Here is a 19,508-nt window from a genome sequence, read left to right as displayed (position 1 = left end):
CAATGAACGCTGATCTCCACTGCCATTCGAATGTTTCCGACGGGTTGCTGTCGCCTGCCGACGTCGCGCGCCGCGCCCATGCCGGCGGCGTGACCCTGTGGGCGCTGACCGACCACGACGAGATCGGCGGTCAGGAGGTGGCGCGCAGCGAGGCGGAAGCGCTCGGCATGCGCTACCTGAGCGGCGTCGAGATTTCGGTCACGTGGGCGTCGCGCACCGTGCACATCGTCGGCCTGAACATCGATCCCGCGAACCCGGCGCTCGTCGACGGCCTGTACCGCACGCGTCACGGCCGTGCGGCCCGCGCGGTGGCGATCGGCGCGCAGCTCGCGACGCTCGGCATTCCCGGCGCGTACGACGGCGCGCTCAAGTACGTATCGAATCCCGATCTGATCTCGCGCACGCATTTCGCGCGCTTTCTCGTCGAGAACGGCCATGCCGAATCGACGTCCGACGTGTTCGACCGCCTGCTCGGCGACGGCAAGCCCGGGTTCGTCCCGCATCGCTGGGCGGCGCTGTCCGACGCGGTCGCGTGGATTCGCGCGGCGGGCGGCGAAGCGGTGGTCGCGCATCCGGGCCGTTACCGCTATACGCCCATCGAATTCGACGCGTTCTTCGGCGAGTTCATCGACCTTGGCGGCCGCGCGATCGAAGTCGTCACGGGCAGCCACACGCCCGACCAGTACCGCGAATATGCGGACGTTGCGCGCCGCTTCGGCTTCGAAGTGTCGCGCGGCTCGGATTTCCATGCGCCGGGCGAGGGCCGTGTCGAACTCGGCGGCCTGCCGCCGTTGCCGCCCGACCTGACGCCGGTCTGGGAACGCTGGCTCTGACGCCGGGCGGCTGCCCGCCGCCCGTATCGCCGCCGACTGCGCATCCGATTTCTCCCTCTTTACGTGTCCCCATGTCCCAGTTCTTCAGGATTCATCCGGATAATCCGCAGCCGCGCCTGATCAAACAGGCCGTGGAGATCATCAGCAAGGGCGGCGTGATCGCGATGCCGACCGATTCGAGCTATGCGCTCGCGTGCCATCTCGACGACAAGGATGCGGTCGAGCGCGTGCGCCGGATTCGTGGCCTCGACGAGAAGCAGCACCTGTCGCTGCTCGTGCGCGACCTGTCCGAGCTCGCCAACTTCGCGATGGTCGACAACCGCCAGTACCGGCAGATCAAGTCGGTGACGCCGGGCCCGTACGTCTTCATCCTGCAGGCGACGAAGGAAGTCCCGCGCCGGCTGTCGCACCCGTCGCGCAAGACGATCGGGCTGCGCGTGCCCGATCACGCGATTACGCTCGCGTTGCTGGAGTCGCTCGGCCAGCCGCTGCTCGGCACGACGCTGATCCTGCCGCCGGACGACGAGCCGCTCAACGATCCCGACGACATCCGCGCGCGGCTCGAGAAACAGGTCGACCTCGTGATCGACGGCGGCGCATGCCCGCGCGAGCCGTCGACGGTGATCGACCTGACCGGCGACGAGCCGGAGCTCGTGCGCGTGGGGCGCGGCGCGCTCGAACCGTTCGGACTCTCGGCCGCGTAAGCGCGCCGTCCTTTTTTGCGCGAGTGCGCTTGTTACAATAACGCGATATGGATGCTTCCCTGATACAGACCATCGCCGTCTACGCGCTGCCCGTGATCTTCGCGATCACGCTGCACGAGGCCGCGCACGGCTATGCCGCCCGCCTGCTCGGCGACAACACCGCCTACATGATGGGGCGCGTGTCGTTCAATCCGATGCGCCACATCGATCCGATCGGCACGATCGCGATTCCGCTCGCGATGTATTTCCTGACGGGCGGCGCGTTCCTGTTCGGTTATGCGAAGCCGGTGCCGGTTTCGTTCGGCAACCTGCGCGATCCGCGCTGGGGCAGCCTGTGGGTCGCGCTTGCGGGCCCGGCCTGCAATTTCGTGCAGGCGCTGGTCTGGGGCCTGCTGACCCTCGTGCTGCCCGCCGTCGGCGTCGACGAGCCGTTCTTCACGCGGATGGCGTTTGCCGGCGTCAGCGCGAACCTCGTGCTCGGCGTGCTGAACCTGTTTCCGCTGCCGCCGCTCGACGGCGGCCGCATCCTGGCGGCGCTGCTGCCGCCGAAGCAATCGATCGCGCTGTCGCGCATCGAGCCGTACGGTTTCATCATCGTCCTCGTGCTGGTCGCGACGGGCGTGCTGACGAACTTCTGGCTGCGCCCGCTCGTCAATGTCGGCTACGCCGTCCTGAGCGCCATCCTGTCTCCCTTCGCCTCGCTTTTCTAACGACAATCATGTTCCCAGAACGTATTTTCTCCGGCATGCGACCCACCGGGTCGCTGCACCTCGGCCATTACCACGGCGTGCTGAAAAACTGGGTGAAGCTGCAGTCCGAGTACCCGTGCTTTTTCTGCGTCGTCGACTGGCATGCGCTGACGACGCACTACGAGACGCCCGAGGTCATCGAGAAGAACGTGTGGGACGTGCTGATCGACTGGCTCGCGTCCGGCATCGATCCGGCACAGGCGACGCTGTTCATCCAGAGCAAGGTGCCCGAGCATGCCGAGCTGGCGCTGCTGCTCGGCATGAGCACGCCGCTCGGCTGGCTCGAACGCGTGCCGACCTACAAGGAGCAGATGGAGAAGCTGAAGGACAAGGATCTGTCGACCTACGGCTTCCTCGGCTATCCGGTTTTGATGGCGGCCGACATCCTGCTGTATCGCGGCTCGCTCGTGCCGGTCGGCGAGGATCAGGTGCCGCACGTCGAGATGACGCGCGAAATCGCGCGCCGTTTCAACTACCTGTACGGCCGCGAGCCCGGTTTCGAGGAGAAGGCGCTCGACGCCGCAAAGAAGCTCGGCGGCAAGCGCGCGAAGCTCTATCACGAGCTGCGCAACGCGTATCAGCAGGAGGGCGACGATGAGGCGCTCGAACAGGCGCGCGCGATGCTGCAGGAATCGCAGAGCCTGTCGATGAGCGACCGCGAACGCCTGTTCGGCTATCTCGAAGGCGCGCGCAAGATCATCCTGGTCGAGCCGCAGGCGCTCCTGACCGAAGCGTCGCGGATGCCGGGCCTCGACGGGCAGAAGATGTCCAAGTCGTACGGCAACACGATCGGCCTGCGTGAAGACGCCGAGACGATCACGAAGAAGGTCCGCACGATGCCGACCGATCCCGCGCGCGTGCGCCGCACCGATCCGGGCGACCCCGACAAGTGCCCGGTGTGGCAGCTGCATCAGGTCTATACGGACGAAGCGACGCACGAGTGGGTGCAGAAGGGTTGCCGCTCGGCAGGCATCGGCTGTCTCGACTGCAAGCAGCCGGTCGTCGAAGGCATCCTGCGCGAGCAGCAACCGATGCTCGAGCGCGCGCAGAAGTACATGGACGATCCGTCGCTGCTGCGCGCGATCGTCGCGGACGGTTGCGACAAGGCGCGCAAGTACGCGACGGAAACGATGCGCGACGTGCGCGACGCGATGGGCCTGTCGTACAACTGATCCCGATGAGCGAATCCGTCATCGCCGCCGCGGGCGGCCACGTCGCCCAGGCCGAGCCGTCGCGCTGGGTCGCGCAATGGTCGCGGCTCGTTCCGGCGGGCGGGGCGGTGCTTGACGTTGCCGCGGGCGGTGGTCGCCATGCGCGCTGGTTCGCGTCGCACGGGCACCCGGTCGTCGCGCTCGATCGCGATCCGGCCGCGCTGGCTGCATTGCGCACGATCCCGGGCGTCGATGCCCGCGACGCCGACCTCGAAGGCGCGCCGTGGCCGTTGCCGGCCGGCGAGCGGTTTTCGGCTGTGATCGTCACCCATTATCTGCATCGTCCGCTCTGGCCCCATCTGCTCGATGCGGTGGCGCCGGGCGGCGTGCTCATCTACGAAACCTTCGCGCAAGGAAACGAAACGGTCGGGAAACCGTCCAACCCCGCGTTCCTGCTCGCCCCGGGCGAGCTGCTGGACGCCGTGCACGGCCGCCTGCGGGTGGTTGCGTACGAGGACGGTTTCGTTGCCGCGCCGCGCGAGGCGTTCGTCCAGCGTCTCTGCGCGGTGCGCGAGGGCGCGACCCCGAAGGCGGGGGCGGGAATTCCACGTTACGAACTGCCCGGCTAATCCGCTACAATCTCAATGTTTACCGGTACATAATCTCAATCGCGTTTCATGGCTAACGGCACCCAAGACGGCATTCAAATCCGCGGCAGCATCCCCGCGATCGTCACCCCGATGCTCGAAGACGGCAGTCTCGACCTGCCGGCGTTTCGCAAACTGATCGACTGGCACATCGCGGAAGGCACCGATGCGCTGGTCGTGGTCGGTACGAGCGGCGAGTCGGCAACGCTCAACGTCGAAGAGCACATCCTGATGATCCGCACGGCGGTCGAGCATGCGGCGAAACGCATCCCGATCATCGCGGGCGCGGGCGGCAACTCGACCGCCGAGGCGATCGAGCTGACGAAACACGCGAAGGCTGTCGGTGCGGACGCGACGCTGCAGGTCGTGCCGTACTACAACAAGCCGACGCAGGAAGGCATGTACCGTCACTTCAAGACGATCGCCGAAGCGGTCGATCTGCCGGTGATTCTGTACAACGTGCCGGGTCGCACGGTCGCCGATATGGCGAACGAGACGACGCTGCGCCTCGCGCAGGTGCCGGGCATCATCGGCGTGAAGGAAGCGACCGGCAACATCGATCGCGCCGCGCAGCTGATCAAGGCGGCGCCGAAGCATTTCGCGATCTACAGCGGCGACGATCCGACCGCGATCGCGCTGATGCTGCTCGGCGGCCACGGCAACATCTCGGTGACGGCGAACGTCGCGCCGCGCGCGATGAGCGAGCTGTGCCGCGCTGCGCTGGCGGGCGACGTGAAGACGGCCCGCGAGCTGCACATGAAGCTGCTGTCGCTGCACAAGAACCTGTTCATCGAGGCGAACCCGATCCCGGTGAAGTGGGCGCTGCAGGCGATGGGCAAGATGCAGGGCGGCATCCGGTTGCCGCTCACGGCGCTCGACGAGCGCTGCCACGATGCCGTGCGTTCGGCCCTTGTCGAGGCCGGCGTCCTCGCCTGATGCCGAGGCGGCCGCGTCCTGCGGCCGCCGCTCGACCCCTGATCAACCCGCACCGGCCGGCTCCGTCCGGCGCCGCTCCTGACGAGCGTTCTAGCAAGACGAAGGATTTCATGAAACGTTTCGCCTTTTCCTCTCGCGCCATCCAGATGTCGGTGGTGGCGCTGGCGCTGGGCGCGCTCGCTGGCTGCGATACGCTGAACGACTATCTGGCCCCTGACCGGGTCAACTACAAGAACACCGGTTCGGCGCCGCCGCTCGCGGTGCCGAGCGACCTGAAGCCGGTGCCGACGACCCAGCAGTTCGTCGCGCCGCCGACCAACGCGGGGCTCGGCACGCTGCCGCCGCGGGTTACGACGCAGGCCGGCAACGCGACCGACGGCATCCCGAGCGCGCAGGATCCGCTCGGCATGCACATCGAGCGCGACGGCGATCGCCGCTGGCTCGTCGTCGATGGCCGGACGCCCGAGCAGCTGTGGCCGATCCTGAAGGAGTTCTGGCAGGAGAACGGCTTCTCGCTGAAGACCGATGCGCCGTCGACGGGCATCATGGCCACCGACTGGGCCGAAAACCGCGCGAACATTCCCGACGACTGGTTCCGCCGCACGATCGGCAAGGTCATCGATTTCGCGTACTCGTCCGGCACGCGCGACCGCTTCCGCACGCTCGTGAACCGCACGTCGGACGGCAACACCGACATCTCGATCACGCACAGCGCGATGGAAGAAATGATGGTCGGTCCGCAGGGCGGCACGTCGTCGCGCTGGGAGGAGCGGCCGCGCAACCCGGTGCTCGAAGCCGTGTTCCTGTCGAAGCTGATGCAGAAGTTCGGCCTGACCGACGCGCAGGCGAAGCAACTGCTGACCGATGCGCGTCCCGCGACGGCACCGGCGCAGGTTACCGATACGAGCAGCGGCGCAGCGACGCTGCAGCTGGCCGAATCGTTCGACCGTGCATGGCTGCGTGTGGGCCTTGCGCTCGACCGTACCAACTTCACGGTCGACAATCGCGACCGCGAGAAGGGCGTGTACACCGTGCGCTATGCGAATTCGATGGAAGAGCTCAAGCGTGACGGCCTGTTCGGCAAGCTGTTCTACGGCGGCCCGTCGGCCGCGAAGCCGGGCAAGGAATTCATGGTCAACGTGCGCGCGCAAGGCAGCGGCGGCACGCAGGTCGCGGTGGTCGGCGCTGACGGCCAGGTCGACAATTCGTCGGACGCGCAGCGGATCATTTCGCTGCTCCACGCGCAGCTGAACTGAGCGCGTGCGATTCGCCAGCCTCGGAAGCGGCAGCGAAGGCAACGCGCTGGTCGTCGAGGCCTCGAGCGGCACGACGACCACCCGCGTGCTGCTCGACTGCGGCTTTTCTGCCAAGGAGGTCGAGCGCCGGCTCGGCCGACTGAATCTCGGCATCGACGATCTCGATGCGATCCTCATCACCCATGAACACAGCGACCATGTCGGCAGCGCGTTGACGCTTGCCCGACGTGCGTCGTTGCCGCTCTACATGAGCTGGGGCACCGCGCGCGCGGTAGGTGCGGACGAGGCCGATGTCGATCTCCACGTGTTGTGGGGCGACGAGACGGCCGCGATACGCGATCTGGCCGTGATGCCCTATACGGTCCCTCACGACGCTCGGGAGCCGCTCCAGTTCGTCTTTATGGACGGTTGCCGCCGGCTCGGCGTGCTGACGGACGTCGGGATGGCCACGCCGCACATCACGGCCGTCCTGAGCGGCTGTGACGCGCTGGTGCTCGAATCCAACCACGACACCGCGATGCTGGCCGCGAGCCGCTATCCGCAGTCGCTGAAGGCGCGTATCGGCGGCAACCACGGCCACCTGAGCAACGACGCGGCGGCCGACATCCTCGCGTCGCTCGAACGCAGCCGGCTCAAGCACCTGGTCGCGGCGCACCTGAGCCAGCAGAACAACCTGCCGGAACTGGCCCGCCAGGCGTTTGCCGGCGTGCTGGGGACGAGCGGAGAGGATGTGATCGTCGCCACGCAGGACGCGGGGTTCGACTGGCTGACGCTCGGATGAGCGGGGCAGGGCCGCTGCGGCGGCCCGGTACGACTGCCGGGCGACCGATCCGCAAACGGCAGACGTAAAAAAACCGGCCCTCGGGCCGGTTTTTTTTCAGCTGATTGCTGAGGCTTACTGGCTTGCGCCCGAAGCCGGAGCAGCCGTCGCTGCCGAAGCAGCCGACGCCACTGCAGCAGCAGCGTCGCTCGCAGCAGCCGTTGCCGACGAAGCAGCAGCAGCAGCATCGCTCGCAGCACCAGCAACTGCCGAAGCAGCCGTCGAAGCGGCAGCAGCCGCGTCGCTTGCAGCCGACGAAGCAGCTTGATCAGCGCTCTTGTTGCAAGCAGCCAGTGCAACAGCAGCCAACAGGGAAGCTACGAGGAGGGATTTCTTCATGATCACGTCCTTTTATGGTTAAAGGTAAGCAACAGCGCGAAACAATACCGGTAATGTGCTCCAACACCGACCTGGGCCGCTGGTGGAGATGCACTTCTAGAGCGTGAATCTTCCCTACGGCTTGGGCGGAAATTATATGCACTTTCCTATCGACCGTCGACAAATGCGGGGTCAATACGTTGTCTTTCCCATACAGAATTTGATCCGTATGGGCATACGGGGCGACTCACACTAATTCCGGTCCCCGACCCGTATCCAGCCCGCACGATACCACTCGTGCAATAAAGCTGTCATCGAGGGAGCCCGGGATAGTGTTACAAACCGTTTCGCCTCCATCTGGCGTTGATTGGCCAGTTCGGGCAGCCATTCTTCGGCATGCTCGAGTGGTCCTTCCTCGCCATTAACGAAGTACGAGCGCGCGTTATACATCAATGCGGCCCGTCTGTCGAGACACACGCCACGGCGCGACGCTTGCGCGACGAATGCGGCCTCGGACAGCGGGCGCGCCGGCGGGTCGAATACGACGTTCGGCTTGGGCTCGCTCAGGTAGCAGCCGAGGAATTCGGCGACGTCGCGTTTGCGCCAGCGGATGGCGTCGACGATCTCGGCGACGCGTTCGACCATGGCCGGAGGCAGCTGCGCGGGCGTGTCGACGGCCGGCTGCTTCGGATCGCGGTAGAGGTCGTCGCCGCACCCGTCGCGCATGCCGCCACGCTCCGCAAGATAGTACAGGAACTGGGCGCCCAGTTCGCCCGCGGAAGGGGCCCGGAAGCCGATCGAGCAGGTCATGCATTCGCCTTCGGCGACGCCGTCGTGCGCGATGTGTGGCGGCAGGTACAGCATGTCGCCGGGCTCCAGCACCCATTCGTCGCTCGGTTCGAAGTTTTCGAGGATCTTCAGCGGTACGTCCGGCTGCAGCGACAGGTCCTTCTGCGCACCGACGCGCCAGCGGCGCCGGCCTTCGACCTGCAGCAGGAATACGTCATACGAGTCGAAGTGCGGGCCGACGCCGCCGCCGTCCGTCGCATACGAAATCATCAGGTCGTCCAGGCGCGCGTCCGGGATGAAGCGGAACCGGTCGAGCAACGCGCGTGCCGCATCGACATGCAGGTCGAGCCCCTGCACGAGCAGGGTCCAGGCCTTGCGCGTGACGGCAGGCAGCGAGTCTGGCTCGAACGGTCCGTGGGACAGTTGCCACTTGTTACGAAAATGGGTGATCAGTCGCGATTCCGCGTCATAGTCCGCTGCCAGCTCGAACAGCGCGTCGCGCGTGACCGGCGAAGCAACGCCGGGGATCGCCTGGCGGATCAGGAGCGGTTTTTTTTGCCAGTAGTCGCGCATGAACTGCGCCGGCGTGAGACCGCCGAGCAGCGGTGTGGGAAGATCGGAAGGCGGCGCGCCGAGCGGGGCGGCAGCGGCATCCCGCGGTTCGGCTTGAGACCGGTTGCGCATCGTATAATGAGACTTGTATTTGGGAGAATTGGATGAAAATCGCAAAAAACACCGTCGTGTCGGTCACTTACAAGCTGTCGGATGCACAGGGCAATCTGATCGAGGAAAGCGACGAGCCGATGGTCTATCTGCACGGCGGCTATGATGGCACGTTCCCCAAGATCGAGGAACAACTCGACGGCCAGGAACCGGGTTACCAGGCACAAGTGCAGCTCGAGCCGCAGGACGCGTTCGGCGACTACGATCCCGAACTCGTGAAGATCGAGCCGCGCGATCGTTTTCCCGAGCCGATCGAAGTGGGCATGCAGTTCGAAGGCACGCCTGAAGACGGCGACGAGGACGTCGATTCGCTGATCTATACGGTCACCGACATCGCCGACGACAAGGTCGTGCTCGACGGCAATCACCCGCTGGCCGGCATGGCGCTGCGTTTCGCACTCACCGTGCAGGACGTTCGCGAAGCCACCGAAGACGAAATCGAGCATGAGCACGCGCATGGCGCGGAAGGGCTTGAAATCGTCGACGAGGACGAAGAGGAAGACGGCGAATCGCCGTCAGGGCGCACCCTGCACTGAGCTTGCAGGCAGGCCGGGCGCCGGCCCCGATGCAGGGGGCGGCGCAGGCCACGACGCGCCGCCGGGTGCGGCGCCGTCGCCCTGCAGTGGCGGCGCGACCGACGACGAGTCGGGCAGCGCCGGCAACGCGGGAATTTCCGGCATCTGCGGCAGCGGGACATCGTCGTGCGGCATGAGCGGCAGCGCGGGCGGCACCGGCAGGTTCTTCGGCACCTCCTGCAGGCTCACGTTGAAGATGGTCTGCTTCGCCGGCGACACACTCACCTTCACCCACTGAATTGCCGGATGGCGCGGTCCGATCGCGACGCGCGTCACGTTTCCGATCAGTTCACCGTCGTCGGCACGTAGCGGACGATCGATCAGAAAGCCGTTCGCAAGCGGTTCGCTGCTCGCGTGCATCACCAGTATCGGGCCGCGGAACGTCGCCGCCGCCTTCACCAGCGTTCGTTTCAGTTCACGGAAGCCGTCGCGCACGCGCGGCCGGTTGAAACGCAGCCATGCGAAGCGCTCCGCGCGTTCATAGCGCTCGAACTGCGGATCGCCTTCGAAAACCACCACCATCGCGCGCGCCTCGCGCCGCTTCGCGTATTCGGCCGCGTGGTCGATCCAGAAACCGTTCGCGATGACGCGGTCCTCGAATTCGCCGTTGCGGCCGCCGGCCGTCAGGAAATGATTGTTCGGCGCCGGCGCGTTGAGCGCGACATAGACGATGTCGTCGCGCATCCAGCGTGCGTTCTCGCGATACGGCCGGAACCGCGCGACTTCGCTCTCCCGCGTGATCTGCAGGGCGCCCGGGTCGGGCAGCGCCGAATCGGCGAGCAGCGTCTGCCGCAGGAAGTCGAGCCGCTCGACCGGATCGTAGCCGCCGCCGGTCGCCGTATTGCACGTTATCCAGTCGTCATGGCCGGGAATGAACACGAGCGGCACGCGTGCCGCGTCCAGGATCGCGCCGCGCTGCGAATACAGCGCATCGCGGCACGCTTCCTTCGAGCCCTTGAGATCGCCCGCATAGACGACGAACGCGAGGTTGCGCTCGCGTGCGATCGAATCGAGCAGCCGCTGCGCGGCCGGTTCGTCCGCCGGTACGTTGATGACGCCCGACACGACCGCGAACGAGTAGGGCGCGGTGTTGCGCTTCGGCGGCGCGGCTTGCGCGCCGGCCTGCGCGAGCGCGAGCACCGCCGCGACGAGCGCGGCGGCGGCGCGGGCCGGCAGGCCCTGCGGGATGCGCTTACGCGAGCCCGTCGGCATCGTGCGACCGGACCAGCGTGCGCAGTTCGTACAGCAGGTCGAGCGCCTCGCGCGGCTTGAGATCGTCGGGGTCGATGTCGCGCAGTTTTTCGAGTGCGGGATGCGGCGTGTCGGGCAGCGCCGGTGCGTCCGCGCATTCGAGATCGTCGGCGATCACCGGCTGTGCGCTGAACAGGTCGAGTTGCGGCGTGTGCTGCGTGGCCGACTGCTGTTCGAGATAGGCGAGGTGTTTGCGCGCGGCGCGGATCACGGGTGCCGGAACACCCGCGAGTTGCGCGACCTGCAGACCGTAGCTCTGGTTCGCCGGGCCTTCGTTGACCGCGTGCAGGAACACGATGCCGTGGCCGTGCTCGACGGCCGACAGGTGGACGTTGGCCGCTTGCGGGAATTCGGCCGGCAGTTGCGTCAGCTCGAAGTAGTGCGTCGCGAACAGCGTGTAGCAGGCGTTGTGTGCAAGCAGGTGGCGCGCGATGGCCCACGCGAGCGCGAGGCCGTCGAACGTCGACGTGCCGCGGCCGATCTCGTCCATCAGCACGAGGCTTTGCGGTGTCGCGTCGTTGAGGATCGCCGCAGCCTCGGTCATCTCGACCATGAACGTCGAGCGGCCGCCCGCGAGATCGTCGGCCGCACCAATGCGCGTGAAGATCCGGTCGATCGGACCGAAACATGCCGACCTGGCCGGCACGTAGCTGCCGACGTATGCCATCAGCGCGATCAGCGCGGTCTGCCGCATGAACGTCGATTTACCGCCCATGTTCGGGCCGGTGATCAGCAGCAGCTTGCGCTCGGTGCCGAACCGGCAGTCGTTCGCGATGAACTGCTCGACCTGCGCCTCGACGACCGGGTGGCGGCCCTGTTCGATGTCGATGCCGATCTCGTCGGTGAAGGTCGGTGCGACCCAGTCGAGCGCACGGGCCCGCTCGGCGAATGCGGCGAGCAGGTCGAGTTCGGCGAGCGCCGACGCGACGCGCTGGCACTCGGGGATGAACGGCAGCAACGCTTGCAGCACCGCGTCGTACAGCGCACGTTCGCGCGCCAGCGCGCGTTCCTGCGCGGACAGCGCCTTGTCCTCGAAGGTCTTCAGTTCGGGCGTGATGTAGCGCTCGGCGTTTTTCAGCGTCTGGCGACGGCGGTAATCGTCGGGCACCTTGTCGGTCTGGCCACGCGTGACCTCGATGTAGAAGCCGTGCACCTTGTTGTATTCGACGCGCAGGTTCGCGATGCCGGTGCGCGCACGCTCGCGCGCTTCGAGATCGATCAGGAACTGCCCGCAGTTCTCCGAGATGTCGCGCAGTTCGTCGAGCTCGGCGTCGTAGCCGCGTGCAATCACGCCGCCGTCGCGCACCATGGCGGCCGGTTCGGGCGCAATCGCGCTCGTCAGCAGGTCGAGGCATTCGGCGGGCGGCGCGAGCGCCGCGTCGACGCGGGTGAGCGCATCCGCATTCGCGACGATCGCGCTGATGCGCTCGCGCAGCGCCGGCAACGCGGCGAACGTGTCGCGCAGGCTCGACAGGTCGCGCGGGCGCGCGGACAGCAGCGCGAGACGTCCGGTGATCCGTTCGACGTCGGCGATCTGGCGCAGTGCGCTGCGCAGCGCATCGAGGCTCGCGTTCGCCGGCGCATCGAGCAGCGCGCCGATTGCCTGTTGGCGCGACTGTGCAGCGACCGACGCACGCGGCGGGTGATGCAGCCAGTGGCGCAGCAGGCGGCTGCCCATCGTCGTGCAGCAGGTGTCGAGCAGCGAATACAGCGTCGGCGATTCGGTGCCGCGCAGCGTCTCGGTCAGTTCGAGGTTGCGGCGCGTCGCCGGATCGAGCCCGATGTATTCGGTTTCGTTCTCGACCTTCAGGCTACGCACGTGCCGCAGTTGCTGGCCTTGCGTGGCCGCTGCATAGAGCAGCAGCGCGCCGGCCGCACCGCACGCGCTCGTCAGCGAATGCGCGCCGAAACCGTCGAGGCTCGCGACATCGAGCTGGTCGCACAGGCGCTGCGTGCCCGACGCGATGTCGAAGTGCCACGCGGGCACGCGCTTGGCTGCGCCCGTGCCTGCCGGCACGGCGTCGGTCGCGCCGTCCGCCGTCAGGATTTCGGCCGGCCGGATGCGCTCGAGTGCGGCGCCGAGCTGCTCGGGCTCGATTTCGGCGAGCCGCAGCGCGCCGCTAGCGAGGTTCAGCCACGCGAGGCCGATGTTGACCGCGACGCCGCGCTTGTTGTGGCCCGTGCACATCGCGAGCAGGTAGACGTCGTTCTTGTCGGACAGCAGCGCGGCATCGGTCAGCGTGCCGGGCGTGACGACACGTACGACCTTGCGCTCGACCGGGCCCTTCGACGTGGCCGGATCGCCGATCTGCTCGCAGAGCGCGACCGACTCGCCCATCTTCACGAGCTTCGCGAGATATTGCTCGACCGCGTGATGCGGCACGCCGGCCATCTTGATCGGCGTGCCGGCCGATGCGCCGCGCTGCGTGAGGGTCAGGTCGAGCAGGCGCGAGGCCTTTTCCGCATCTTCGAAGAACAGCTCGTAGAAGTCGCCCATCCGGTAGAAGACAAGCGTGTCGGGATGATCGGCCTTGATGCGCAGGTACTGCTGCATCATTGGAGTGTGGCCTGCAAAGGCTTCGGGCGACAGCGTGGTCATAGGTCAGGCATGAAGTTGTTGCTTTGGTTGCCCGAGTTTACCAGTGGCCCCGACCTGCAAGTACGAAGTTCGCCGTTTGGCCAGCCGTCGGACATTGCGTCCGGCGGCTGGCGGCCCTATACGACTATTCGAATCCGTTCTCAGGCGGACAATCGACAGTCGGCTTCGCTCGGCTCAGGGACCTTCGCGAGCCGATCCTGTCCCGCGCCTCAGGACGCGTGTGCCGACGTCATGCTGAGCGCCACCGCTTGCGCGACTTCGATGCCGTCGATGGCTGCCGAATAGATGCCACCCGCATACCCCGCGCCTTCGCCGGCCGGATACAGGCCTTCGACATTCATGCTCTGGTAATCGTCCTTGCGTCGAACCCGGATCGGTGACGAAGTGCGCGTCTCCACGCCGGTGAGCACGGCATCGTGCATCGCGAAGCCCGCGATCTTCTTGTCGATCTCGGGGAGTGCTTCACGGATTGCTTCGATCACATAGTCCGGGAGCGCGGTGCTGAGATCGGTCGGCCGCACGCCAGGCTTGTACGACGGCTCCACGGAGCCAAGCGACGTTGACGGCCGGCCTGCGATGAAATCACCGACCAGCTGGCCCGGTGCGCAGTAATCGCCGCCGCCGAGTTCGAAGGCGCGCTCTTCCCATTTGCGCTGGAACGCGATGCCCGCCAGCGGGCCGCCGGGATAGTCTTCCGGCGTGATGCCGACGACGATGCCCGCATTCGCGTTGCGCTCGGCCCGGGAATACTGGCTCATGCCGTTGGTGACCACGCGGCCCGGCTCGGAGGTCGCCGCGACCACCGTGCCGCCGGGGCACATGCAGAAGCTGTAGACCGCGCGGCCATTGCTGCTGTGGTGGACCACCTTGTAGTCGGCCGCACCGAGTTGCTTGTGGCCCGCAAACTTGCCGAAGCGGCTGCGATCGATCAGCCCCTGCGGATGTTCGATGCGAAAACCCAGCGAAAACGGCTTGGCTTCGATATACACGCCGCGATCGTGCAGCATCTGGAACGTATCGCGCGCGCTGTGGCCCACCGCGAGCACCACGTGGTCGCACCGGAGCGTTTCCCCGTTCGAGAGCTTGAGCGAGCGCACCTTGCCCTGATCGATTTCGATGTCGTCGACGCGGGTTTCGAAGCGCACTTCACCGCCCAGTTCGTGGATCGACGCGCGCATTTTTTCCACCATGCTGACGAGGCGGAACGTGCCGATGTGCGGCCGGCTCAGATACAGGATGTCTTCCGGCGCACCCGCCTTGACGAATTCGTCCAGCACCTTGCGGCCATAGTGGTTCGGATCCTTGATCTGGCTGTACAGCTTGCCGTCGGAGAACGTCCCGGCCCCGCCTTCGCCGAACTGCACGTTGGATTCGGGGTTGAGTACGCTCTTGCGCCACAGGCCGAAGGTGTCCTTGGTGCGCTCGCGCACGGCCTTGCCGCGTTCGAGGATGATGGGACGGAAGCCCATCTGCGCGAGGATCAGTCCTGCAAACAGGCCGCACGGCCCCATGCCGATGACAACCGGGCGCAGGAAAGCGGTGTGCTCGGGGGCCTTCGCGACGAAGTGGTACGCCATGTCGGGCGTCACGCCGCAATGCGGCTTGCCGGCGAGTTGCTTCAGCGCGGCCGCTTCGTCCTTGACGTCGACATCGACGATGTACGTCAGCTTGATGTCGGAGCGCTTGCGCGCATCGTGCGCACGGCGGAACACGGTGTAACGGAGGAGCCCGTCTGCCGGCACGCCAAGGTCCGCGAGACGCGCGCGAATCGCGGCTTCGAGCGCGCTTTCGGGATGGTCGAGGGGGAGTTTAACTTCGCTTAGCCGTAACATGGGTACTCGGATGCTGTCGCCACGGCGTCGTGGCGGTGTTGAAACAGGCGGGGCCGACATGCTGGTGGCGGCGTTGCTCGCCGCGCGGGCATCTCGGACGCGAACCATTCATCGCTGGAACAAGCTGCACGAGGGGCTGCACACCGACCAGGCCGGACAACGCGGGCAACTTCAGGACGGGAGCATGAAGCGCGCCTTGTGCGGGGAAGATTGTTCCGCCGCCGAATCATCGGGATGCGAAAGTCGCTCCATCATGACGGTGCCGGCGAGCGGTCGGTGCGAAAGCCACGCCAGGCGGGCATAGCCGCCCTTGTCGTTCATGCTGGTCAACATAGCACATCGATATCGATGCCACGCACAAATGCGGCCGCCAGAGGGAAAAGGGCGGCAGCGACGTGTCACGCACGCGGCACCCCTTTGCCAACGGCCCGTGCCGCACGAAGCGGACACGGGCCGTCGAAGCGCGCCGCACCGGCGGTGCGGGCGGCGATTACTCCGCTGCCGGATGTACGCGGCTGTAGCGGTTCAGGATCGGAATCATCTGCGCGTAGATCTTCGGGTTCGCGGCGACGATCTCATGACGATGCAGGAAATCGGCGTCGCCCGTGTAGTTGCCGACGAGGCCGCCGGCTTCGGTGATCAGCAGGCTGCCCGCCGCCATGTCCCACACGTTGATGCCCTGTTCGAAGAATGCGTCGAGGCGGCCGGCCGCGACGTTCGCGAGATCGAGTGCTGCCGCGCCCGGGCGGCGCAGGCCCGTGCAGGCCTGCGTCATTTCGGTGAAGAGGCGCGCGTATGCATCGAGGCCGTCCTTTTCGCGGAACGGGAAGCCGGTGCCGACCAGCGCATCCGACAGGCGGTCGCGGCGGCCGACGCGGATACGGCGGTCGTTCAGGTACGCGCCGCGGCCACGCGTGGCCGTGAACAGGTCGTTTTTGTTCGGATCGTAGACGACGGCCTGCGTAACGACGCCCTTGTGCTCGAGCGCGATCGATACGCAGTAGTACGGGAAGCCGTGGATGAAGTTGGTCGTGCCGTCGAGCGGATCGATGATCCACTTGAATTCGGATTCGTTCTCCGATTCGCCCGATTCTTCCGCGAGGATCGCGTGGTCGGGGTAGGCGGTCTTCAGCGTCTCGATGATCGCCTCTTCGGCGGCCTTGTCCACTTCGGTGACGAAGTCGTTCTGCTGCTTCTTGCGGATCTCGATCAGGTCGAGATCGAGGGACGCGCGATTGATGATCTGTCCGGCGCGGCGCGCAGCCTTGACAGCGATATTGAGCATGGGATGCATGAGCCTGGATCCTGTAGCCGGCGGCACGGGCCGCCGCGAAGTGGAACAACCGTCCGGAACGGCGCAAGCGTGCCGGGCGAGATGAGACGCGAATTGACAAAGAACGGGGTACGACCCGCGCCGCACGGTGTGCGACGCGTAAAGGCATGATTTTACCCGATTTTCGCCGGTTTCAGGCGACCGGAATGCGGGGAAACCCCCACTGGCCGTCCGGACGAGTGGGTTTGCGGGGGCGATGGCGATACCATACTGCCATTCTGATGAACCGAGTCGTATCGTAGTGGAAACCCCGCAGAACACCGCCGCGCCGTCCGAACCGGGCGCGGCCTCGTCCCGGCCGCCGTCCGGCGGCTTTACGTCAACCCGCTTCGTGCTCGTCGAGCCGAGCCATCCCGGCAATGTCGGGGCGGCCGCCCGCGCGCTGAAGACGATGGGCTTCTCGCGTCTCGTGCTGGTCGCGCCGCGCGTGCCGCACGTGCAGAGCGACCCCGAGGCGATCGCGATGGCCAGCGGCGCGGACGACGTCCTCGCGTCCGCGCACGTCGTGCCGACGCTCGGCGACGCGCTGTCCGGCGTCCACTGGTCGATCGCGCTGACCGCACGCACGCGCGAATACGGCCCGCCGCGCCTCGCGCCGCGCGCGGCCGCCACGCAGGCGTGCGCGCAGGTCGGCACGGGCGACATCGCGCTCGTGTTCGGCAACGAGCGCACCGGTCTCGCGAACGAGCATGTCGAGCAGTGCAGTGCGCTCGCGCATATCCCGGCGAACCCGGCCTACAGTTCGCTGAACCTGGCGCAGGCCGTGCAGGTGCTCGCGTACGAGCTGCGCGTCGCATTTCTCGAGCAGGCGAGCGAGCCGTCGGCGCAACCGTCGGCCGAGGTCGGCACGCTCGCGCAGAGCGACGAGATCGAGCGGATGTACGTGCATCTCGAGAACGCGTTGATCGCACTCGATTTCCTCGATCCGCGCAATCCGAAGAAACTGATGCCGCGGCTGCGGCGCCTGTTCGCGCGCACGGGCCTCGAGCGCGAGGAGGTCAACATCCTGCGCGGCGTCGCTAAGCACATCCTGCTGAAATCGGGCAAGCCCGACGGCGACGCGTAAGCGGGGCGTACCGGCAACCGGGCGTTCAGGCGCCGCGTCCCGACCGGCCGGGCGGCGTTGCGTCAGCCCGCCGGAAGCGCCGGGCTCGAAGCGCTCCGCCTGACCGAATATCCCGCGAACCCCGCAACAGCAAGCCTCCCGCCCGAATACCCGCGACGGCTGCGGGGTGAACGCGCGGCCTCGTGCGGCCGTGCGCGACTGGCCCTACAATCGCCGGACGTCATAAGCAAATTACCCGGTGCGATAACGGCCGGTCATTGCCGGCGGTGCGCGCCGGCTTTTTCCCCGATCAGATCATGTTCACGAGACTGCGCGAAGACGTTGCAACGATTCGCGAGCGGGATCCCGCCGCTCGCAGTGCCTGGGAAGTGCTGACCTGTTATCCGGGGCTGCATGCGCTCGTGCTGCACCGTTTCGCACACGCATGCTGGCGTGCTAAGCGCTACTGGCTCGCGCGTTTCGCGTCGCAGGCCGGGCGGTTCCTGACGGGTATCGAAATCCACCCCGGCGCGACGATCGGCCGGCGCGTATTCATCGATCACGGCATGGGTGTCGTGATCGGCGAGACGGCGATCATCGGCGACGACTGCACGATCTACCAGGGCGTGACGCTGGGCGGCACGTCGCTCACGCGCGGCGCGAAGCGCCACCCGACGCTCGAGGCCGGCGTGATCGTCGGCGCGGGCGCGAAGGTGCTCGGCGGTTTCACGGTCGGCGCGGGCGCGAAGATCGGTTCGAACGCGGTCGTCGTGAAGCCGGTGCCTGCGGGTGGGACGGCGGTCGGTAATCCGGCGCGCATCGTGATGCCGGCGCAGCCGAAGCCGCAGCCCGAGCGCGCGGCGTTCTGCGCTTACGGGATCACGCCGAACGCGGACGATCCGATGTCGCTCGCGATTCATGGCCTGATCGATCACGCGGCGAAGGAAAGCCGCCGCGTCGACGAAATCGTCGCGGCGCTCGAGCGGCTCGGCACGCATCTGGAAACGCTGCAAGGCGCCGATGCGGCGCGCCTCGACCTGCGCAGGCTGTCGGCGGTGCTGGAAGGAAAGGCAGTCGAACGCCAGGCGTAATACGTGTACGCCGACTGCTGCCGGTCAGTGCGCCGGCAGCGGCGGCGTCAGTCGAGCGGCATCGCGTGGATGCCTTCCGCGTCGACGCGCAGGTAGCCGCCGCGCGGCGTGCCGTGATCGAGATCCCAGTCGGGCAGTACCCAGCGGATGCCGCCCGGTTCGGCGTGGTGCGCGGGGCGGTGCGTGTGGCCGTGAATGATCACGGCCGCGCGGCTTTTCCGGAACAGCGCGGCTACGCCTTCACGCGTGACATCGTAGATCGCCGAAGCAGGGCGCATCCGGCCCGCTTCGCTGTTCGAGCGCATGCGCTGCGCGAGCGCGCGGCGCCAGCGCAGCGGCCACGCGAGAAACAGCCATTGCGCGACGCGATTGCGTGCAAGGCGGCGGAACACCTGATAGCCGCGGTCGGCCGTGCATTGCGCGTCGCCGTGCGCGAGCACGATGCGCTGGCCGAACGCCATGATCAGCGAAGGGTCGGGCAACAGCATCGCGCCGGCTGCCTTCATGAAGCGCCGGCCGAGCAGGAAATCGCGGTTGCCGTGCATCACGTAGAGCGCGATCCCGCGCTCCGAGAACGTGTGCATCAGCGCGGCCATGCGTGCCGCGAACGGATCGTCGTCGAGTATGTCGTCGCCGATCCAGTATTCGAACAGGTCGCCGAGGATGAACACTGAGTCGGCGCTGTCGGCGGTGTATTTCACGAAATGCTCGAACGCGGCGACCGTCTTCGGAATCGCTTCGCTCAGGTGCAGATCGGAGAGAAACAGGAACGGGCGTGCGGCTTGCGCGTATTCGCGCTCGCCCGGCACGCCCGCGGAGACGCTTCGCGGCGGACTCTCCTGCAACATCGAAGTGC

General features: G+C 66.7%; 20 protein-coding genes. 11 read left to right on the top strand and 9 right to left on the bottom strand.

What is annotated here, in order from left to right; translation table 11 throughout:
* Positions 1-2: 2 nt before the first annotated feature.
* The 8 genes from VL15_RS22995 to VL15_RS22960 all read left to right on the top strand — a co-directional run bounded on the left by VL15_RS22995 (position 3) and on the right by VL15_RS22960 (position 7,057).
* Positions 3-833 (top strand): 3',5'-nucleoside bisphosphate phosphatase, encoded by an 831-nt coding sequence (locus VL15_RS22995; RefSeq protein WP_048248734.1) that lies wholly within the window; start codon positions 3-5, stop codon positions 831-833.
* 71 nt (positions 834-904) lie between these two features.
* Positions 905-1,537 (top strand): L-threonylcarbamoyladenylate synthase, encoded by a 633-nt coding sequence (locus VL15_RS22990; protein ID WP_048248733.1) that lies wholly within the window; start codon positions 905-907, stop codon positions 1,535-1,537.
* A gap of 47 nt (positions 1,538-1,584) precedes the next feature.
* Complete coding sequence (locus tag VL15_RS22985; protein ID WP_048248732.1) at positions 1,585-2,247, top strand: site-2 protease family protein; 663 nt, start codon at positions 1,585-1,587, stop codon at positions 2,245-2,247.
* 8 nt (positions 2,248-2,255) lie between these two features.
* Positions 2,256-3,458: a tryptophan--tRNA ligase gene (locus VL15_RS22980; protein WP_048248731.1), complete on the top strand. Its 1,203-nt coding sequence runs from the start codon at positions 2,256-2,258 to the stop codon at positions 3,456-3,458.
* 5 nt (positions 3,459-3,463) lie between these two features.
* A complete protein-coding gene (locus VL15_RS22975) occupies positions 3,464-4,066 on the top strand; it encodes a class I SAM-dependent methyltransferase (RefSeq protein WP_048248729.1) in 603 nt (200 codons plus the stop codon).
* Positions 4,067-4,114: 48 nt separating this feature from the next.
* The gene (dapA, locus tag VL15_RS22970) at positions 4,115-5,020 is read left to right on the top strand and encodes a 4-hydroxy-tetrahydrodipicolinate synthase (RefSeq protein WP_048248727.1); all 906 of its coding nucleotides are present in this window, start codon (positions 4,115-4,117) and stop codon (positions 5,018-5,020) included.
* A 110-nt stretch (positions 5,021-5,130) separates the two neighbouring features.
* Positions 5,131-6,276 carry an outer membrane protein assembly factor BamC gene (gene bamC, locus VL15_RS22965; RefSeq protein WP_048248726.1) on the top strand — a complete coding sequence of 382 codons (1,146 nt, stop codon included), beginning with the start codon at positions 5,131-5,133 and terminating at the stop codon, positions 6,274-6,276.
* Positions 6,277-6,280: 4 nt separating this feature from the next.
* Positions 6,281-7,057 carry an MBL fold metallo-hydrolase gene (locus tag VL15_RS22960; protein WP_048248725.1) on the top strand — a complete coding sequence of 259 codons (777 nt, stop codon included), beginning with the start codon at positions 6,281-6,283 and terminating at the stop codon, positions 7,055-7,057.
* Between the two features lie 114 nt (positions 7,058-7,171).
* On the opposite strand, the gene VL15_RS42110 is transcribed toward VL15_RS22960, so the two are convergent.
* The 3 genes from VL15_RS42110 to VL15_RS22955 are packed head-to-tail and all read right to left on the bottom strand — an operon-like array spanning position 7,172 to position 8,887.
* Complete coding sequence (locus tag VL15_RS42110) at positions 7,172-7,435, bottom strand: hypothetical protein (RefSeq protein ID WP_034195863.1); 264 nt, start codon at positions 7,433-7,435, stop codon at positions 7,172-7,174.
* Entirely contained in the window at positions 7,365-7,610 is a 246-nt protein-coding gene (locus tag VL15_RS43700) for a hypothetical protein (RefSeq protein ID WP_075122947.1), read from the bottom strand. The genes VL15_RS42110 and VL15_RS43700 overlap by 71 nt, the downstream gene beginning before the upstream one ends.
* 56 nt (positions 7,611-7,666) lie before the next feature.
* Positions 7,667-8,887, bottom strand: a complete 1,221-nt coding sequence (locus VL15_RS22955; protein ID WP_048248724.1) for a cupin domain-containing protein — start codon at positions 8,885-8,887, stop codon at positions 7,667-7,669.
* 32 nt (positions 8,888-8,919) lie between these two features.
* On the opposite strand from VL15_RS22955, the gene VL15_RS22950 reads away from it, so the two are divergent.
* Positions 8,920-9,462: an FKBP-type peptidyl-prolyl cis-trans isomerase gene (locus tag VL15_RS22950; protein WP_048248723.1), complete on the top strand. Its 543-nt coding sequence runs from the start codon at positions 8,920-8,922 to the stop codon at positions 9,460-9,462.
* Here VL15_RS22950 and VL15_RS22945 read toward each other — a convergent pair.
* The 5 genes from VL15_RS22945 to VL15_RS22930 form a co-directional block, all read right to left on the bottom strand.
* A complete protein-coding gene (locus VL15_RS22945; RefSeq protein WP_080970917.1) occupies positions 9,442-10,713 on the bottom strand; it encodes a hypothetical protein in 1,272 nt (423 codons plus the stop codon). The two genes, VL15_RS22950 and VL15_RS22945, sit on opposite strands and share 21 nt — an antisense overlap.
* Positions 10,694-13,351 (bottom strand): DNA mismatch repair protein MutS, encoded by a 2,658-nt coding sequence (gene mutS, locus VL15_RS22940; RefSeq protein ID WP_048248722.1) that lies wholly within the window; start codon positions 13,349-13,351, stop codon positions 10,694-10,696. Before mutS ends, VL15_RS22945 begins: the two co-directional genes overlap by 20 nt.
* A 209-nt stretch (positions 13,352-13,560) precedes the next feature.
* Positions 13,561-15,183 (bottom strand): NAD(P)/FAD-dependent oxidoreductase, encoded by a 1,623-nt coding sequence (locus VL15_RS22935; RefSeq protein WP_048248721.1) that lies wholly within the window; start codon positions 15,181-15,183, stop codon positions 13,561-13,563.
* Between the two features lie 171 nt (positions 15,184-15,354).
* Positions 15,355-15,516: a hypothetical protein gene (locus VL15_RS42105; RefSeq protein WP_155420279.1), complete on the bottom strand. Its 162-nt coding sequence runs from the start codon at positions 15,514-15,516 to the stop codon at positions 15,355-15,357.
* 157 nt (positions 15,517-15,673) lie between these two features.
* Positions 15,674-16,477, bottom strand: coding sequence for an inositol monophosphatase family protein (locus VL15_RS22930; protein ID WP_048248720.1), 804 nt, complete (start codon positions 16,475-16,477; stop codon positions 15,674-15,676).
* Between the two features lie 280 nt (positions 16,478-16,757).
* On the opposite strand from VL15_RS22930, the gene VL15_RS22925 reads away from it, so the two are divergent.
* Together VL15_RS22925 and cysE are read left to right on the top strand one after the other, a co-directional pair.
* Positions 16,758-17,582 (top strand): RNA methyltransferase, encoded by an 825-nt coding sequence (locus VL15_RS22925; RefSeq protein WP_048248718.1) that lies wholly within the window; start codon positions 16,758-16,760, stop codon positions 17,580-17,582.
* Positions 17,583-17,878: 296 nt separating this feature from the next.
* Complete coding sequence (gene cysE, locus VL15_RS22920; protein WP_048248916.1) at positions 17,879-18,652, top strand: serine O-acetyltransferase; 774 nt, start codon at positions 17,879-17,881, stop codon at positions 18,650-18,652.
* Between the two features lie 47 nt (positions 18,653-18,699).
* Here cysE and VL15_RS22915 read toward each other — a convergent pair whose 3' ends face one another.
* Positions 18,700-19,500: a UDP-2,3-diacylglucosamine diphosphatase gene (locus VL15_RS22915; protein WP_048248717.1), complete on the bottom strand. Its 801-nt coding sequence runs from the start codon at positions 19,498-19,500 to the stop codon at positions 18,700-18,702.
* Positions 19,501-19,508 lie beyond the last annotated feature (8 nt).

This window comes from Burkholderia cepacia (assembly GCF_001039005.1).
GTDB classification, from domain to species: domain Bacteria; phylum Pseudomonadota; class Gammaproteobacteria; order Burkholderiales; family Burkholderiaceae; genus Burkholderia; species Burkholderia theae.
The sequence above is the reverse complement of the archived record's forward strand: the minus strand, read 5'-3'. Positions and strand labels throughout refer to the sequence as shown.

Excerpts from the sequence above, each read along its gene's own strand:
- VL15_RS22995 (WP_048248734.1), top strand. The coding sequence starts at position 3 with ATGAACGCTGATCTCCACTGCCATTCGAATGTTTCCGACGGGTTGCTG.
- VL15_RS22990 (WP_048248733.1), top strand. The coding sequence starts at position 905 with ATGTCCCAGTTCTTCAGGATTCATCCGGATAATCCGCAGCCGCGCCTG.
- VL15_RS22985 (WP_048248732.1), top strand. The coding sequence starts at position 1,585 with ATGGATGCTTCCCTGATACAGACCATCGCCGTCTACGCGCTGCCCGTG.
- VL15_RS22980 (WP_048248731.1), top strand. The coding sequence starts at position 2,256 with ATGTTCCCAGAACGTATTTTCTCCGGCATGCGACCCACCGGGTCGCTG.
- VL15_RS22975 (WP_048248729.1), top strand. The coding sequence starts at position 3,464 with ATGAGCGAATCCGTCATCGCCGCCGCGGGCGGCCACGTCGCCCAGGCC.
- dapA (WP_048248727.1), top strand. The coding sequence starts at position 4,115 with ATGGCTAACGGCACCCAAGACGGCATTCAAATCCGCGGCAGCATCCCC.
- bamC (WP_048248726.1), top strand. The coding sequence starts at position 5,131 with ATGAAACGTTTCGCCTTTTCCTCTCGCGCCATCCAGATGTCGGTGGTG.
- VL15_RS42110 (WP_034195863.1), bottom strand. The coding sequence starts at position 7,435 with ATGAAGAAATCCCTCCTCGTAGCTTCCCTGTTGGCTGCTGTTGCACTG.
- VL15_RS22955 (WP_048248724.1), bottom strand. The coding sequence starts at position 8,887 with ATGCGCAACCGGTCTCAAGCCGAACCGCGGGATGCCGCTGCCGCCCCG.
- VL15_RS22950 (WP_048248723.1), top strand. The coding sequence starts at position 8,920 with ATGAAAATCGCAAAAAACACCGTCGTGTCGGTCACTTACAAGCTGTCG.
- VL15_RS22945 (WP_080970917.1), bottom strand. The coding sequence starts at position 10,713 with ATGCCGACGGGCTCGCGTAAGCGCATCCCGCAGGGCCTGCCGGCCCGC.
- mutS (WP_048248722.1), bottom strand. The coding sequence starts at position 13,351 with ATGACCACGCTGTCGCCCGAAGCCTTTGCAGGCCACACTCCAATGATG.
- VL15_RS22935 (WP_048248721.1), bottom strand. The coding sequence starts at position 15,183 with ATGTTACGGCTAAGCGAAGTTAAACTCCCCCTCGACCATCCCGAAAGC.
- VL15_RS42105 (WP_155420279.1), bottom strand. The coding sequence starts at position 15,516 with ATGTTGACCAGCATGAACGACAAGGGCGGCTATGCCCGCCTGGCGTGG.
- VL15_RS22930 (WP_048248720.1), bottom strand. The coding sequence starts at position 16,477 with ATGCATCCCATGCTCAATATCGCTGTCAAGGCTGCGCGCCGCGCCGGA.
- cysE (WP_048248916.1), top strand. The coding sequence starts at position 17,879 with ATGTTCACGAGACTGCGCGAAGACGTTGCAACGATTCGCGAGCGGGAT.
- VL15_RS22915 (WP_048248717.1), bottom strand. The coding sequence starts at position 19,500 with ATGTTGCAGGAGAGTCCGCCGCGAAGCGTCTCCGCGGGCGTGCCGGGC.